The 16,422-nt window shown below is 42.5% G+C and carries 13 protein-coding genes, 1 tRNA gene and 1 pseudogene; all 15 read right to left on the bottom strand.

Annotation, left to right across the window (positions count from 1 at the left end):
• Nucleotides 1-26 precede the first annotated feature (26 nt).
• A complete protein-coding gene (gene ffh, locus DU53_RS07660; protein ID WP_015868799.1) occupies nucleotides 27-1,343 on the bottom strand; it encodes a signal recognition particle protein in 1,317 nt (438 codons plus the stop codon).
• Between the two features lie 198 nt (nucleotides 1,344-1,541).
• Nucleotides 1,542-2,108 (bottom strand): thymidine kinase, encoded by a 567-nt coding sequence (locus DU53_RS07655; protein WP_015868798.1) that lies wholly within the window; start codon nucleotides 2,106-2,108, stop codon nucleotides 1,542-1,544.
• A 91-nt stretch (nucleotides 2,109-2,199) separates the two neighbouring features.
• Nucleotides 2,200-6,264: a glucodextranase DOMON-like domain-containing protein gene (locus DU53_RS07650; protein ID WP_015868797.1), complete on the bottom strand. Its 4,065-nt coding sequence runs from the start codon at nucleotides 6,262-6,264 to the stop codon at nucleotides 2,200-2,202.
• A 35-nt stretch (nucleotides 6,265-6,299) separates the two neighbouring features.
• On the bottom strand, nucleotides 6,300-6,926 hold the full coding sequence (upp, locus tag DU53_RS07645) for a uracil phosphoribosyltransferase (RefSeq protein WP_015868796.1): 627 nt from the start codon (nucleotides 6,924-6,926) through the stop codon (nucleotides 6,300-6,302).
• A gap of 14 nt (nucleotides 6,927-6,940) precedes the next feature.
• Nucleotides 6,941-8,209, bottom strand: coding sequence for a serine hydroxymethyltransferase (gene glyA, locus DU53_RS07640; RefSeq protein ID WP_015868795.1), 1,269 nt, complete (start codon nucleotides 8,207-8,209; stop codon nucleotides 6,941-6,943).
• A gap of 336 nt (nucleotides 8,210-8,545) precedes the next feature.
• Nucleotides 8,546-10,627 (bottom strand): type I pullulanase, encoded by a 2,082-nt coding sequence (gene pulA, locus DU53_RS07635; protein WP_015868794.1) that lies wholly within the window; start codon nucleotides 10,625-10,627, stop codon nucleotides 8,546-8,548.
• A 66-nt stretch (nucleotides 10,628-10,693) separates the two neighbouring features.
• Nucleotides 10,694-11,737: an S-methyl-5-thioribose-1-phosphate isomerase gene (gene mtnA, locus DU53_RS07630; protein WP_015868793.1), complete on the bottom strand. Its 1,044-nt coding sequence runs from the start codon at nucleotides 11,735-11,737 to the stop codon at nucleotides 10,694-10,696.
• Nucleotide 11,738: 1 nt separating this feature from the next.
• The gene (locus DU53_RS07625) at nucleotides 11,739-12,548 is read right to left on the bottom strand and encodes an Mrp/NBP35 family ATP-binding protein (protein WP_015868792.1); all 810 of its coding nucleotides are present in this window, start codon (nucleotides 12,546-12,548) and stop codon (nucleotides 11,739-11,741) included.
• A 3-nt stretch (nucleotides 12,549-12,551) separates the two neighbouring features.
• A pseudogene (locus DU53_RS07620) lies at nucleotides 12,552-12,969 on the bottom strand (OsmC family protein).
• 92 nt (nucleotides 12,970-13,061) lie between these two features.
• Nucleotides 13,062-13,418 carry a 50S ribosomal protein L20 gene (rplT, locus tag DU53_RS07615; RefSeq protein ID WP_015868790.1) on the bottom strand — a complete coding sequence of 119 codons (357 nt, stop codon included), beginning with the start codon at nucleotides 13,416-13,418 and terminating at the stop codon, nucleotides 13,062-13,064.
• Between the two features lie 31 nt (nucleotides 13,419-13,449).
• Entirely contained in the window at nucleotides 13,450-13,653 is a 204-nt protein-coding gene (gene rpmI / locus DU53_RS07610) for a 50S ribosomal protein L35 (protein WP_015868789.1), read from the bottom strand.
• Nucleotides 13,646-14,200: a translation initiation factor IF-3 gene (infC, locus tag DU53_RS07605; RefSeq protein WP_015868788.1), complete on the bottom strand. Its 555-nt coding sequence runs from the start codon at nucleotides 14,198-14,200 to the stop codon at nucleotides 13,646-13,648. Before infC ends, rpmI begins: the two co-directional genes overlap by 8 nt.
• Before the next feature lie 111 nt (nucleotides 14,201-14,311).
• Nucleotides 14,312-14,387 (bottom strand) — tRNA-Lys (locus DU53_RS07600).
• Between the two features lie 57 nt (nucleotides 14,388-14,444).
• Complete coding sequence (locus DU53_RS07595; protein WP_015868787.1) at nucleotides 14,445-15,251, bottom strand: carbon-nitrogen hydrolase family protein; 807 nt, start codon at nucleotides 15,249-15,251, stop codon at nucleotides 14,445-14,447.
• Nucleotides 15,252-15,258: 7 nt separating this feature from the next.
• Nucleotides 15,259-16,419 (bottom strand): TIGR04013 family B12-binding domain/radical SAM domain-containing protein, encoded by a 1,161-nt coding sequence (locus DU53_RS07590; protein WP_235599759.1) that lies wholly within the window; start codon nucleotides 16,417-16,419, stop codon nucleotides 15,259-15,261.
• Nucleotides 16,420-16,422: the final 3 nt, after the last annotated feature.

Below are 16,422 nucleotides of genomic sequence, written 5' to 3'. Positions count from 1 at the left end.
AACACACCTCCTGAACATATATATATTTAGAATGGAAATCCTTTGAATTTTTTCATAAACTTTGGTGCCTTATTCAGCTTCTTCATCATCTGCTTCATCTGATCGTAAGAACGAAGCACTTTATTTACCTCTGTTACAGATGTCCCGCTTCCACGCGCAATTCTCTGTTTACGACTGTAGTTAATGATTTTCGGATTTCGTCGTTCCTCTCGAGTCATGGACGATATGATCGCTTCTGTTTGCTTAAGACTTTTCTCACCCGCAGAAAAGTCAACATTCTTCGGGGCACCTGGAATCATTTCCAGGATCTCACCAATTGAACCAAGCTTTTTTATTTCTCTCAACTGTTCCAAAAAGTCTTCCAGATCAAATTTGTTCTTAGCGAACTTCTCCTCGAGTTTTTTTGCTTTTTCCTGATCCACCGATGCCTGCAATTTATCGATCAAACTCAAGACATCTCCCATCCCGAGTATCCTGCCAGCTATTCTATCGGGATAGAAGTATTCAAGCCCATCCATCTTTTCGGAAATACCAACAAATTTTACAGGTTTCCCGGTAACATGCCTTACAGAAAGTATCACTCCACCCCTGGCGTCACCGTCAATTTTCGTAACTACAAATCCTGTCAACTCAAGTTCATCATTGAACTTCTTAGCGGAATTGACCGCATCCTGACCAGTCATTGCATCGATAACCATCAAAATTTCGTCAGGCTTAACAATTTCAGCGATCCTCCTGACTTCTTCCATCATCTTTTCGTCAACATGCAATCGACCCGCCGTATCAAAAATAATCACATCATGAACATTTTTTACAGCCTCATCCAAAGCTTCCTGCACAATCTTCAACGGATCCTTTCTGTCTCCCGTATAAACGGGAACCTCTATCTGTTTTCCCAGCTGGATGAGCTGGTCAACAGCGGCCGGTCTGTAGACATCGGCAGCAACGAGCAACGGATGTTTTCCTTCTTTTTTCAGCATTAACGCAAGCTTTGCACTGGTAGTAGTCTTTCCGCTTCCCTGAAGACCCACCAGCATTATCTTCGCCGGGCTTCCGGATAAATTCAACCCGACTTTCTTTTCACCAAGAACCTTTATCAGTTCATCACGTACTATTTTTATAAACTGCTGATCAGGCGTAAAACTCTTCAGAACTTCTTCGCCCAGAGCTTTTTCCTGAACTGATTTGATAAATTCCTTGACAACTTTATAATTAACATCAGCTTCCAGCAAAGAAAGTTTTATCTGCTTAACAGCCTCTTTTATATTACTTTCTGTTATTCTCCCTTTACCGCTTAACGTCTTGAATGCTCTGCTTAGTTTCTCCTGTAGCGATTCAAACATCAAAACACCTCCGGCATGCCGGAATAGTATACACCAGACCAAAATACCTTTTGGTGAAGCTTTTTCTAACAACGCTTGAGATTATCTCTTACTTAGGTTAAGATTCTGTTGCGAAAACGCGGTTAATAAACTTAATTAACCGAAAAACTTCACGTATAACGTTTACACAACTGCTAAAACTCTTAAAGATATATGCTACTACAACGAACCATTAAGCTTAAGATAACATTCCCTGCATACAGCAATGTATTTTTCCATTCCGCCAACATCAATTTCGCTTCCAGAATTGTTGACCGTTTTATGAGAAACAACTGCTTTATACTCCCCACAGACATGGCAAACGGCCTTTTTCTTTATAACCTCATCTGCTATTGCCATAAGAGATGCAGTGGTCTGGAACGGTCTGTGCTTATAGCTCATGTCAAGTCCAACACAAAAGACATCGACACCTTTAAGGATAATTTTTTTGATGACATCAATAATGTCGATATCAAAGAAATGGACCTCATCAATGAAAATTGCGTCGAGTTTTTCATTTATGTCGTCGAATTTTTCTAACAATTTGCTGGCACTTGGAATAGTTATTGCTGGAACTTTTTGCCCGGTATGGCTTACAACATGATCGACAGAATATCTAGTATCGATTTCAGGCTTGAAAACCAGGTATTTCTTTTTTCCAAGAGAGTATATTTCAACTAGTGACAACAATTCAGAAGTTTTTCCGGAATACATCGGCCCTACGATCAAAGTGAGCTTCCCTATCATTTTGCACCTCCGATGCCACCAAATATCATAATTAACAATCAAGAAAACGCGGGGCGCAGATGCCCCGCGCTCCAAATTTTTGGAAACAAACTCAGAATTCTATGATAACCGGAACGAGCGTTGCATATTTCTGCTGCTCTTTGTCATAAGATGAAAGGATCTCCTCCTGAGAATAACCTTCTGGAACAACTATATCCAGAACAAACGGCGCAAACTCTCCAGCATCAAGCGGATAGCCTCCCAGTGTCCAATCAGAAGGTTCCGGAGTGACAGCCCTGAAGTGATCGGGCCCGTAACCATCCTGACTGCCAGAAAGGATATAAACCGCCATGGTCTCAGGATTCCCAAGAACATCCTTGCTGATTATGACGTTTATGAGTTTTTCACCTGGATCAGCTTCTACCTGAACAGCATCCGGTATCTCATCACCTTCAGCGGTAGCAAAAAGCTGACCGTAGGAAGGCCAACCGGCAACCTTGATGAAATAATCCCACGGATATTCAGGTGAAAATGCAACACGTGCACCAGCTTTGTAGGTATCCGTCCTTCCGCCTTCCACAGCATCGATGTAAATATTTATGAGCTGGTGCGAGAACCCTTTCGGAGCATTCCACGGATTTGTCATTTCTCCAAATTTGAACTGGAACACAACAGATTGATCGTTCTCAAGAACCTTCACACTTTCAATATCCCACAGTCCTTTGAAAGGATCAAAGGCCGCGTTTAAAGGATACACATAACTTCCAAATCCATAGTCATCTCCCTTAGGATCTTCAAAGAAAGCGACGACTCTTCCGGTAACAGCCTGAGGTATCTGTACATGCACGGGTCCCATCTTTGGACAGTAGTCAAGTAGATATTTTGCTTTAGAGTTGCTTATAGAAACTATGAAATTGAACTCTTCACCAGTTTTCACTCCAAGGGCGTCAAGCGGTATTTTTATCTCGACTACATCACCTATAGCAACCGCATTTTCAACATAAGGCTTATCAGGATCAACAGACCATTTTCCGTCTCCTGTAGCGTTGTAAACCGCTATCCTTCCAGGAAGTCTATTCCAACTCTTAAAGCTTACATACAATCTCTTAGCAAGTGCGAAGCCAAAAGAATCCTTGTCATCTTTGAAAGGATATTTCGGTTCAACATTTACAACACTGACATTGGGTCTATCGGTGTATATCTCCAGATAGAGTGGTTCGCCTATAAGGGACTTTGGATCACGCTTTAACTGCACTGCCAGATAAATGTTGGCAGCATCGCGACCAACGTAAAAGCCGGCTATCATATCGTCACCGGCAGCCATGGTAGAAAGCCCATTATCTTTGTAATAAGCGGCTTTCTCCCATTCACCTTCTTCTATATAACCATCGAGTGTTGGCTTAACAATCCCGATTGCTCCTGATGTTGAAACAGCCGGTTTTTTATTGACCACAAAGAGATAAGATGGTATATCTTCTTCCGGGATTCCTATGGTTTTATATAGCTGTATCAAACTCTTCTTGAAAGCCATATCGAAAAGGGATTCGTTATTCCCGGCATCCTGATCGAGTCCGTACCACCAGAACCAATCCGAACCTTCTGCTGTGTAAAGAGCATCGAGTGCTTTCTCAAATTGCTCAGGAGTAAGCTCGTCCTTCTTAGACATGAGAAGTTCTCTCGCTGCAGCAACTCTATCCCAGGCCTCATTTTCTTCTTTCTCGCCTATCCAGGTATCGAGGGAACCACCAACCCAGGATCCGGTAGGAAGGAAATTGAGAGTTTCTTCTACGCCATACTTTTCTATGTACTGACTCGGTGTCAGGAGTTCTATCGCATCATCTTTCGATAGGGTCATGTAGAAGAGTTTCCTGAAGTCGTTACCGTTGTTTGGATAGTGCTCCCAGGCGTTCTCACCATCCAGAGCGATCGTTATGACGGCTTTTCCATCTTTATTTAGTCTCTGAAGTTCATGGAGCCTGGATATGAAATCTTTTACAGCGTTTTCAGCATTCATCTGGGAGTATCTGAACCCTATCCTATCTGAAAGATCTGTATCTCTGAAGAAAACAATAATTTTACTGTCTCCATTGACAAACTTATAGGGTTTCATGAGATTGGCATAATTTCCTGTATCCACACCGGCCATCTGCAAAATTGCCTTGTCTGTAACGATCCAGTCTATACCAAGTTCATCAAGCATGGGGATCAAATCATTATGAACCGCCTGTTCAGACGGCCAGAGACCTTTCGGACGTTTTCCAAAGATTCCCTCAAAATAATCGAGCCCGCGTTTGATTTGATTGTAGGCATCTTCTTTCCAACCCTTATCGATAAGTATCGGAAGGATTGGATGATAGAAAGGAGATGTAATGATCTCGGCTTTCCCGGATTCCCAGAGTTTCTTGTGTTTCTCTATCACAGTACCCATTATTTCCATTTGTTTATTGATGACGTAGAGAAGATCGTCCATAGTGTAATTTCCATCTTTTTCAAGAAGAGCTTTTAACCCATCGTCAGCCTCAATATATTCTATATTTATCCAGTAAAGATTCCAGAGGACTTTAAGGTCCATAATGTCTTGATCCGTAAATTCTTCGCCTCTGTTTTTCTTTTTCATGAGCTCGGAGTAACGCTGGCTCTTGGAAACGAACCTCGGGTTTATATCGAAAAAGTGATCGATGATGAACTGTTTGTCCTCAGGTGAGAGCTCTTCACTCAGCGAGAGTCTCAGGTATTTATCCATGGCGCCGTCTTCGATGTATTCTTTTATCTGAAGAAGCAAACTTGGAACGAGATTTATCGTTACGCTACCTTTAGTCAGATACTGATCGATAAGATCCGCCATGTAAGGATAATCGTTAACAGCATGGGCTCTAACCCACGGCATTTCATAATCAAGGGTTCCTGGAATCTTGTAAAGAGGCTGGTGCTGATGCCATATCAAAACTACTTTCAAAGGCTCCTTACTCGGATCAGCCGGTGTTACTTCATCGAGGAGTTTTTCAGGATCAGCAAGTTTTGATGTCTTGACGGATTCACCGGTTTTTTCCTCGTAAGGGACGTCAATCCATGACTCAATGGTATCTTCGACAATTACTTCTGTTTTGTCAACGATAACTACTCTATTTGGAATCTCGTTTCCTTCTTTGTCCTTTTCAACGGTTTCCCAGCTACCACGATTGTATTTGTACTCTATTCTGTCTCCTACCTTAGCATCAAGAGTTATTGTTGCCGTTTCTCCCTTGCGTTCAAGTATGGTATCGGGATCACCCGTCTTCCATCCGTTGAAGGTTCCCGTTATGTATATATCATCGAACGGTGGAGTATTCCACGGAAGTTTAACCTTAAAAATCACCCTGGCTGGGGTACCAGTCGGGACCTCTGTTTTCACTTCTATCGCTACATCAGCCCAGGAAGCTACAACATCTTCTACTGTCAAACCAGGAGAAACCTTGACCGTTCTATTCGGTATCTCTTCTCCCTCGGGTCCCTTTTCAACGGTTCCCCAGTCACCTCTTACGTATTTGTATTCAATTGTGGAACCAGCTGGTAATTTCAATGTTATCTTCGCAACGTTTCCCGTGCGTTTCATTTCATATGCTGGATCACCCGGAACCCATTCATTGAAACTACCGACCATATAGATAGGTCCCTCGGGAGTGTTTTCAGGAACGGTAACCACAAAAGTGACGGGAACTTCCTCTCCAGGTTGAGCGGGTTCCACAGCTTGTTCTTCAGGTTGTTCCTCTGCTTTCTCTGCTGGTGGTATATCTGCCCAGGAAGCAACAACGTCATTCAATACAAGATTTTCGGTGACGGTGGCTTTTCTGTTAGATATCTCTTCACCTTCAGGACCTTTCTCAACCCGGTTCCATCCACCCCTGGTGTATTTGTACTCTATCTCCATACCAATCGGCATCTCAACTACCAAAACAGCTGTATTCCCCGTTCTTTCCATAATGAATTTCGGAGAAGAGGGATCCCAGCCATTGAAGTTACCTGCAAGATATATCCTGTCGCTGGCAGGTGTGTTATCCGGCAGGGTAACATTGAACGTTACGAGCGTCGTACCCTTAGGAGAAGGTCCAGGGACCTTTACAACTCCCTTCTCCTGTACGGAACATGCACTGAGTACAAGAATAAAAATCAACAAACCTACCCACAAAAATTTTTTCATACTTTCCCCTCCTTGTTAAAAACACACATATATATTTACTTTGTACGATAGAGTCGATCTCCAGCGTCTCCAAGTCCCGGAAGTATATAAGCGTGATCGTTCAATCGTTCATCAAGGGATGCTGTGAATATTCTAACATCGGGATGTGTATTGACAATCTCTTTAACCCCTTCAGGAGCTGCAATCAGACACATCAGGCTTATTCTTTTACCTCCAGCTTTTTTTACCATATCGATAGCCACCGCAGACGAAAAACCTGTTGCTAACATAGGATCCAAAACGAAAATCTCGTTGTCATTGAGTTTTGGAAGCTTGCAGTAATATTCCACCGGCCTGATGGTTTGAGGATCTCTATAAAGCCCTACGAACCCCACGGAAGCATTGGGCATCAACGAAAGCACTCCTTCAACCATTCCGAGACCTGCTCGTAGGATGGGAACAACTGTCACTTTCTTATCCTCTATCATTTTTCCTGTTGTTGCACAAAGGGGCGTTTCAATTTTGGTTTCGTAAGTTGGTAAATGTCTTGTAGCTTCGTAGGTAAGAAGTAAGGTTATCTCCCTGGTGAGTTCTCTAAACTCCTTCGGTCCTGTATCCTTGTTCCTTAGAATAGAAAGTTTATGCTGAATCAAAGGATGATTAACAACCATAAGGTTTCTCATACTCTCGCCTCAATTCACGTAAGATCTTTGTACAACGGGAACTTTTCAGTGAGTTCATGGACAGCTTTTTTTACCTCTTCTCTTATTTCTTCCGGTATTGTTCCCTTTTCATCCTGAATATTATCTATAACCTTCACTATGAGCTCCGCAATAACCTTCATCTCACTTTCACCCATGCCTCGGGTAGTAACAGCAGGCGTTCCAATTCTGATACCGCTCGTAACAAACGGGGAACGCGTTTCCTTCGGGATAGTATTCTTGTTGACAGTTATATCCGCACTTTCAAGAGCTTTTTCGGCTGCTTTACCGGTTACATTCTTCGGATTAAGATCAACAAGGAACAGATGGGTATCTGTTCCACCGGAAACGATTCTCAATCCAAGGTTTTCCAGCTCTTTTGCCAGGGCTTTGGCGTTTGTAATAATTCTCATTTGATACTCTTTGAATTCATCCTTTAAAGCTTCACCAAAAGCAACCGCTTTGGCCGCTATCACATGCATTAACGGTCCCCCTTGAATTCCCGGAAATACCGCTTTGTTTATCGCTTTATAAAGTTCCTCGTCATTGGTAAGTATCAAACCACCTCGAGGTCCCCTTAAGGTCTTATGCGTGGTAGAAGTAACTATATGAGCATGATCCACTGGATTGGGATAAAGACCGGCTGCAACCAACCCAGCAAAATGGGCCATATCAACGATAAGATAAGCTCCGACTTTATCAGCTATTTCCCTGAAGCGCTTAAAATCAATAATCCTTGAATAAGCACTTCCACCGGCAATAATGATCTTTGGTTTATGTTCAAGCGCCAGTCTCTCTATCTCATCATAATCGAGAACCTCTGTTTCGAGATCAACCCCATAGGATACTATATTGAAAAGCTTCCCTGAAAAATTTACCGGTGAACCGTGGGTTAGATGTCCGCCATGGCTCAACGACATTCCCATAATAGTATCACCGGGATTCGCCACAGCAAGATACGCTGCCATGTTTGCTTGAGAACCTGAGTGAGGCTGAACATTCGCGTATTTACAATTAAAAAGTTTCTTCACACGTTCTCTGGCAAGTTGTTCAGCTTCGTCAACAAACTTACAACCTCCATAATAACGCCTCCTTGGGTATCCCTCAGCGTATTTGTTCGTTAAAGTCGAACCCATTGCCTCCATAACTGCAGGAGAAACAAAATTCTCCGAAGCAATGAGCTCTAAACCCTCCTCCTGCCTGCCAAGCTCCTTCATAACGATCTCATAAACCTCGGGATCGCCCTTTGCAAGCAATTCCCACACGGGTATTACCTCCTTATTTAAAATTGGTTGTAGGTTGTGCGGAAAAACACCGAGAGTCCGAGATCCGAGAATCCGAGATCCGGTATGCACGCTAGCGCGTGAAAAACGTTGTTGGTTGTACGTTGTGAGAAAAAACGTCGAGAACCGGTGTTCGAGTGCCGCTTTACGGCAGATACGAATTCCTTCGGAATTGGAGCGAACTCATTCTGAGTTGTCACGAACTCCTTCGGAGTTGATTCGAACTGCTTCGCAGTTGATACGCACTTGCAAGCATACCGATTCTCGGATTCTCGGATCTCGCTCTCTCGCCTTCTCACCCTCTCGGTTCTCGGCCTCTCATCTCTCATCTTTCATCCTGATCGCCACTGTCGTAGACAATCTCTCCACCTTAATGGTATCCAGTACCTTTCTTTGTCCATCCAGATCAATTTTACAATCGTACACCAGCAACTTCCAAGTCCCGCTAATGTTTAAAGAAACCGCTTCATTTCTAGCGTTGTGCGCTACTAAAATCTCTTCTTGATCATCTTTCAATCTTACTGAAACAAAACCATCGGCAATGTGGAGTACTTCAACATGTCTTCTTACCTCATCTGCAGTACGAAGTCTGAAAAGAAGATGGTTCTTCCTGAGCAGAATCAACCCCCGTATATATTCGTGAAAATCCCTGTATATCCGTTTTTGAAGATAATTCAGTTCGTTGATCAAGCTACCAGAGCGATAACTGTTTTCTTCTAAAAACTTTGTTCTGAGCATCTCAGAACCTGCATGTATGAATGCTATTCCCTGAGAAGTGAGTATTATACTGAGGGCCAGAGCTGCCATTCTTTTTCTTTCTTCGAAAGATATTTTTGGAACGCTTTTGATAAGTTTATCGTAAAGGGTGAGGTTATCATGAGCAGAAGCATAATTAATGGTTTCTGTGGGGTGTGCAGTAAACCCCTTGAAAACATGCGAGTAATCGATCTCCCCCAGCATACCTATCACAATGCCCGTTTCCCAACCGCGTTCGCCGGAAACAAATCCTTTTGATTCATCATCAGGATAGCCTTTGAGAGCATTTCTTAGATCATCGTTGAAAACCGCAATGTTGATATTTCTTTGCTCACCCTTTGTGAGACACACATCTTTTATAGAACTCGAAGCAGCTGACCATGGTTCACCGTAAAGAAGAAGATCTTCTTTTACCTGTCTCAATTCTCGCTCAATTTCTAGTACAGTACTTTTTCCCAGAAGGGCCATTAGATCAAAACGAAAACCATCTACATGATAATTCCTTACCCAGTGCTTCAATGAATCGATTATGAATTTTCTGACCATAGTTCTTTCTGTCGCAAGTTCATTGCCACAACCAGAACCATTCGAAAACTCGCCATTTTCCTTGAGTCTGTAATAGTAATAGGGAACAAGTCTGTTGAAAGGAGTATCAATAACATAAGTGTGGTTGTAAACCACGTCGAGTATTACACCTAGACCGTTTTTGTGTACTGCACTTACCAGTTTTCTAAATTCCAGGATTCTTCTTTCAGGAGAGCATGGATCGGTTGAATACGAACCTTCTGGAACGTTATAAAGCATTGGGTCATAACCCCAGTTATAAGCGTTGTCATCAACCTCATCAACACTTCCAAAGTCCTGAAGAGGCAGAAACTGGATATGGGTCGCACCAAGTTCGCGAATGTGAGCTATACCTGCTTTATCACCCAAAACAGTGGAAGCGTCAGCTTCTAACAGAGACACAAATTTTCCACGGTCTTGAAAGTTAGCGGTCCAGGAAGTCGAAAGGTCTTTGACATGAGCTTCATAGATAATTGCATCGACAGGAGAATCCAATTTCGGACCTTCATCACTTTCCCAACCTTCCGGAACAAATTCATCAAATTTGAGGATATAGGAAAGTTTACCGTTAACCGTAGCAGCTGGGGCATATGGATCCGGAGAGTAAAGGATTTTTCCAAAACGCTCTATCCTATAACGATAAGCGGAATTAAGAAATTTTTTACTGATTTTCACAGACCAGACACCAGTTTCTTTATCGAGTTCCATAGGAACAACAACTGGCAAATCTGCGCTACTCTCAGATTCGAAAATTTCGATAAAAAGCCTCTGGGGTCCCGGTGCCCAGACCTTTAAAACAATGCTGTCATCCTCAATTTTATAACCGAGCCAATCATCATAAGTAATTTCGGATTCATCAATTAACCCAACAGGATAAGCTGGTACCGATAAACCATTGGACAGTTCGATGATAACTTCGTCATAAACGGAGAGATCAAAATCGACTTTTATCAATTTCACTCCATTAAACTCATCAATAATGAAAGAAGCTCTCCTGCCGTTTATCAGAAGAATAGAAGGTATCGAAGAAGAAAAAAGGCGTATTTCTCTACGTGAATTTATTACCGCAAAGTCCGCCACAGAATTCCTCCTAAAACTGACCCCCTTTACGGGGGTCAGATAACATTGAACATCAAATCCCAACACTCATTCAAAAAGTTTTTTTAATTCCACATCGTATGGAGGTCTAACGATCCCCTTCTCTGTTATTATACCTGTTATCAGGTGTGAGGGTGTAACATCGAAAGCAGGATTATAACATTTGATATTATCGGGAGCAATCTGGACTCCCTGAACGTGGGTGATCTCTCTATGACTTCGTTCCTCTATCGGTATTTCATCACCTGTTGGTGTGTTCAAATCAATCGTTGATAAAGGTGCCGCCACATAAAAAGGAATACCATGTTTCTGTGCGAGGATGGCAACGGAGTACGTCCCGATTTTATTTGCAACATCTCCATTGGCTGCAATCCTGTCAGCGCCGACAACAACAGCATTAATCCATCCTTTTTTCATTACCCAGCCAGCCATATTATCAGAAATCAAAGTAACATCTATGCCATCCTTCATTAGTTCCCATGCGGTTAGCCTGGCACCCTGAAGATAAGGTCTTGTCTCATCAGCGAACACCTTTATCTTCTTTCCTTGTTCTACCGCTGCTCTTATAACACCAAGGGCCGTTCCATAATCTACCGTTGCAAGAGCTCCAGCATTACAGTGGGTTAAAACAGTATCACCGTCTCTTAAGACCTCAGCACCATGCTTTCCGATGGCACGGTTAACCTCTATATCTTCATAGGCAATTTTCAAAGCTTCTTCTTCTAAAAGCTTCACTACATCAGGTTCATTTCTAAAACTTTCAAAGGTTCTATGCATTCTGTCTAAAGCCCAGAAAAGATTAACGGCCGTTGGGCGGCTCGATGCTAGTTTTTCTTTGACCTTTTCCATATAGGCTAACCCTTCAGCTGAATCGAAGGCCCCATTGAATTTTTGGGCTCCCAAAACATAACCGAAGGCAGCACTTGCACCGATAGCAGGAGCTCCGCGAACGATCATATCCTTTATAGCCACGTAAACATCTTCGTACGTTTCGCATTCAACGTAAATTTCCTGGGTTGGGAGTTTGCGCTGGTCGATAAAAATAACGGATTCACCTGTCCATTCCAACGTCATAGTTTTTAACTTCGACATTTTACCTCTCCACCTCTTCAACTATCTTTTTTACTAAATCCCTAAAAGATTTTTCCACTATTGAACCACGCATATGAGTGATTATTGTTTCCCCTCTATCAGAATTTGAAACAACTTTTGGATCGAAAGGAATCTGTCCAAGAAGCGTGGCAGAGAACTCTTTGGCCAGTTTTTCACCTCCACCCTTTCCGAAAAGTTCTATTTTTCCACCACAATGCGGACATACCATGTAAGACATATTTTCCACTATTCCTAACAGCTTTTTTTTCATTGACTCTACGAACTTTAATGCTCTTCCAACATCCAGAACGGAAACCTCTTGTGGGGTCGTGACCACAAGAGGTCGAATATCCGGAACAGTTTGAAGGATCGTTAACGGTTCATCACCTGTACCGGGAGGTGCATCAATAATCAGGAAATCAAGTTCACCCCAGGCTACGTCACCAAGAAACTGATATATCGCAGATGTTTTCATGGGACCTCGCCAGATGACAGGCGTATCTTCTTCAACAAAACTCGCCAACGATACAACCTTCAAATTCGGGAGCAGCTCTTGGGGAATTATCTGATCTTCCACAACAACCGGCTTTTTGTTTAAACCAACCATTTTTGCGACATTTGGACCATGAAGATCAATATCTATCAACCCTGTTTTAAATCCTTCATCTGCAAGAGCCACAGCCAGATTAACGGCTACAGTGGATTTTCCAACTCCGCCTTTTCCTGACATAACGAGTATCTTATGCTTTATATGTGACATGTTCTCGCGCACTTTCTTCATCGTCTCTGCCAAATTTCTCGCAGTTGCCATGTATTATTCCTCCTCGTATACGACTTCGTAAGTCAACTTAGCAACCTCGCCCCAGCATTGCTGAAACCGAACAATATCTCTCCTGTGAAAGCCTTACCGCTTTTTCTATCTTATCATGCGGAAGTTCCTTACCCTTGAATATATATTTAAGATTGATGGCTGTGAAAACCTTTGGATATTCTTCAGCCCTTTCTGCTGAAACGACAATCTCATAAGTATAATTTTCAACTTTCATTTTTCTCAATATGGAAACAACATCCATCGATGTACATCCGGCAAGACCAATCAATACCAGTTCCGTTGGCCTCGGAGCAGAATCCATTCCACCAACCTTAGGGCTCGCATCCACGTGGACATCATGTCCAGATGGTGTCTTAGTGTAAAAAGCCATACTTCCAACCTGTTTCATTGTGATTTCCATAAACATTCCTCCTTATTTTCGGCCTCTCTTTATCGAAATGCCTGACTAACTCCCAAAAAAAAGGGGCTTTCCAAGCCCCTGTTATTCATATCTTACTTCCCTAGCGCCTCTTTGGCCAAAGCCACGTACTCCTTAAAAGCCTCAAAATCATTAACCGCAAGATCAGCGAGCATCTTTCTGTTGATGTTCACACCTGAAAGCTTCAAACCGTGGATAAGTTCGCTATATTTTATGCCTTCCATTCTCGCAGCAGCGTTGATCCTTGTAATCCACAACTTGCGGAAATCTCTCTTCTTCTGTTTTCTGCCAACATAAGCGTAAACGCCCGAGCGGATGTAGTACTGCTTTGCAAGACGATACCTTCTGCTAAGAGCTCCTCTGTAACCCTTCGCAGCCTTCAAATATTTTCTTTTCTTTTTCTTGGAATTGACACCACCTTTGACGCGCATCCTGTATCACCTCTTCAAATCGTTTTTGATCTTATCTTGCTATGTTGTTTTTTATTCTCTTTGCTAACGGGCTGTTTTTCACCTGTTCCCACTTTTTAACTTCTCTTCTGTTGTTTTCTTTCTTTTTTCCAGTATTATGGTTTTTCCCGGAGTGCTGGCGCATTACCTTGCCGCTACCGGTTATCTTAAAACGTTTAGCAGTTGCCTTGTGTGTCTTCATTTTCGTCTTAGCCATCAGACTTACCTCCTTGAGGTGATTTTGGTCTTAAAATCATCCACATATCTCTTCCTTCAAGCTTCGCACTTTTATCGATCTCTGCTATCTCCTTGAGTTCTTCAGCTACTCTATCAAGAAGCTGTTTACCTTGATCTGTGAAAGCCATTTCTCTTCCCCTGAACATAATCACCACTCGCACTTTGTTACCCTTGGAGAGAAATTGCCTTATTCTGTTAACCTTTGTGTGAAAATCATGGTCTTCAATACGCAAACGGAATTTCATCTGCTTGAGCTGAACCTGCTTTGCTTTTTTCTTTGCTTCCTTGGCACGCTTTTCCTTTTCGTACTTGTACTTCCCATAATCCATTATTCTGGCTACAGGCGGATTCGCATTTGGCGATACCAGAACAAGATCCAAGCCTTTTTCTCTCGCAACGTCGAGTGCCTGTGGAGTTGGCATTATTCCTAGTTGTTGACCATTTTCATCGATTACCCTGACCTTTGCAACTCTTATCTCACTGTTTCTCGGGGCATATGAAGAACCCTTTTTGCTACCGATATCCATCACCTCTACAAAAAAAACAGGCGGCAAAACACCCGCCTGGTACTGAAACCGAGTATTGACCCCTTGGCTTTTCTGGCGGGGGTGGGAGCACAGCTCCTCTTACTTTTACTCTGGTGGGCCGTGCAGGAATCGAACCTGCAGCCTACTGATTAAGAATCAGCCGCTCTGCCTGTTGAGCTAACGGCCCTTCCGCAGTTTCCGAATGCTATTGTATCTCATAAATTCCTAACTGTCAATACCCAAATCACTTGTAGAGGTCATTTCTAAAGTTGGCATAATAAGCGTGGGAATCATCAACCTCCCTGTACCTATACTTTTCCACCAGTCCCAAATCAAGTTTTCCTAAGATGATGCCTTCAGCATTGCCGGCTTCTGTTATTATTTCGCCTGAAGGAGAAACAATACGGCTTTTTCCAATAAAATTCATTTTCCCTGAATTTCCGTTTTGGCTGGAAGTAACCAAAAATGCTCCGTTCTCCATCGCTCTTGATCTCGTCGCAACGTCGTATATTCTGTGCCTTTCCGCTCCAAAAGCAAAAGGAGCCAGCAAAACTTGTGCACCACTTTGTTTGCAGAGAATTCTTGAGATCTCGGGAAATCCAATTTCATAACACATGACTACTCCAAAAGTAACATCGAGATACACAAAAGTCACAAATTTTTCTCCCGGTGAAAATACCCCCTTTTCATCTCGGAAAAGGTGCGTTTTGTCGTAAAAAACCGGTTCACGATATGGAAGCACAATCACCGTTGAATTGAAATATCTATCGGTCTTTTTACGAATCATTCCTCCTATAATAGCGACATCATTGTAATCGGCAATAGCCGATAGAGTTTCCAGCGTTTCTTCGTACAGTTCGGTTGCAAGTTGCAGGGTCTCATCGTCTGTTCCATAACCCGTATTGAACATCTCCGGCAAGAGCACTAAATCTACTCCTTTTTCTACAAGAAGTTCTATATAGTTTACAGCTCTTTCCAGATTCTCGCCGCCGTTTTTTTGTAGAGGATTGAATTGAACACTTCCTATTGTTATCTTTGTCGTTTTTCCCATTGATCACTCACTCTCCTTTTGGTTCACTGTGCGAAATTTCCTGGGAAATCGTTATTTGATTCTGCCATTGTCCCTTCATTATACCTTTTGCGGAAAGTCTTCCAAGTTCCCTCAAAGTTTTGGAACTGAGTTTTGATTTTAAGTTCTCAAAGGGTGTACCTGGAAGCGGCATAAAAGTATGGCCGTGGATTACCGCACCGTATTTTTCGTAAAGGTAATACGCTACTTCAAAGGATTTTTCGATATCACTGTCCTCTTCAAAGGGAAATCCAAAGATCATGTCCACATAAGGTGTGAACCCGTATCTTGAAATTTTCCTGATAGTGTTAATAGCCGTTTGAACGTCATGACCGCGGTTCAGCTGTTTCAAGATCCGATCACTGCCGCTCTGCAAGCCGACAACAATAACCTTATTATCACAAAACTCCTGAACAATAGCAAGAACATCATCGCTTACGGATTCCGGCCTCACATCTGATGGAAAAGAACCAAAATAAACCTCGCGCATACCGATCTTTCTCATCCCGGATAGGAGTTCGTAAATAACTTTCGTATTGGGAGTAACCCCATTTTTAGAACCATATCCAAAAGCATTCGGAGTTATAAAACGTGCCACTTTTCTTCCACGCTCAACACTTTCTCTTGCAAAATGAAGGATATTTTCCACACTCCTGTGCCGAACACGTCTTCCGAAAATTCTAGGTGTCTGACAGTAGTTACAACCAAAAGGACAACCTCTGGAGATTTCCATTGGTGAAAAGAACTCATGTTTCAATGAAAACGGCGGAAATGTGTCGAGTTGCTGTAACTTTTCACCATACCAAATACCAGGAGTAGGATTCAAAAGGAACTTCCTTAAAGTCCTTTCTCCTTCACCGACAAAAACGGCATATGCTCCCATCCCCAGAATTTCCTCAGGTTTTGCTGAAGCATGCGGACCTCCAACGATCACCCTGTTTCCAGCGGAACTTAACTTTCGTATTAACTTCTCATTCTTTTTTGCCTCTGGAGACATAAAAGATAGAGCGATGATAGCATCATCGCTCCCAATGTAATTAGCATTTATAAACTCAGATTCACCGATTACTTCGACATCAACTTCAAGGTCTTCAATGGCTCCAAACAACGCAGCAATACTGTATCTGTTTGTTTTTGATAACACAAACACTAA

The sequence above is a fragment of the Kosmotoga sp. DU53 genome, from assembly GCF_001639905.1.
GTDB classification, from domain to species: domain Bacteria; phylum Thermotogota; class Thermotogae; order Petrotogales; family Kosmotogaceae; genus Kosmotoga; species Kosmotoga olearia.
This window is presented reverse-complemented; position numbering and strand designations above follow the sequence as displayed.

What these genes read in the sequence shown, in the direction of transcription:
- DU53_RS07625 (WP_015868792.1), bottom strand. Translation starts at nt 12,548, where the DNA reads ATGGCAACTGCGAGAAATTTGGCAGAGACGATGAAGAAAGTGCGCGAG.
- DU53_RS07595 (WP_015868787.1), bottom strand. Translation starts at nt 15,251, where the DNA reads ATGGGAAAAACGACAAAGATAACAATAGGAAGTGTTCAATTCAATCCT.
- infC (WP_015868788.1), bottom strand. Translation starts at nt 14,200, where the DNA reads ATGGATATCGGTAGCAAAAAGGGTTCTTCATATGCCCCGAGAAACAGT.
- DU53_RS07650 (WP_015868797.1), bottom strand. Translation starts at nt 6,264, where the DNA reads ATGAAAAAATTTTTGTGGGTAGGTTTGTTGATTTTTATTCTTGTACTC.
- upp (WP_015868796.1), bottom strand. Translation starts at nt 6,926, where the DNA reads ATGAGAAACCTTATGGTTGTTAATCATCCTTTGATTCAGCATAAACTT.
- rplT (WP_015868790.1), bottom strand. Translation starts at nt 13,418, where the DNA reads ATGCGCGTCAAAGGTGGTGTCAATTCCAAGAAAAAGAAAAGAAAATAT.
- rpmI (WP_015868789.1), bottom strand. Translation starts at nt 13,653, where the DNA reads ATGGCTAAGACGAAAATGAAGACACACAAGGCAACTGCTAAACGTTTT.
- mtnA (WP_015868793.1), bottom strand. Translation starts at nt 11,737, where the DNA reads ATGTCGAAGTTAAAAACTATGACGTTGGAATGGACAGGTGAATCCGTT.
- ffh (WP_015868799.1), bottom strand. Translation starts at nt 1,343, where the DNA reads ATGTTTGAATCGCTACAGGAGAAACTAAGCAGAGCATTCAAGACGTTA.
- DU53_RS07655 (WP_015868798.1), bottom strand. Translation starts at nt 2,108, where the DNA reads ATGATAGGGAAGCTCACTTTGATCGTAGGGCCGATGTATTCCGGAAAA.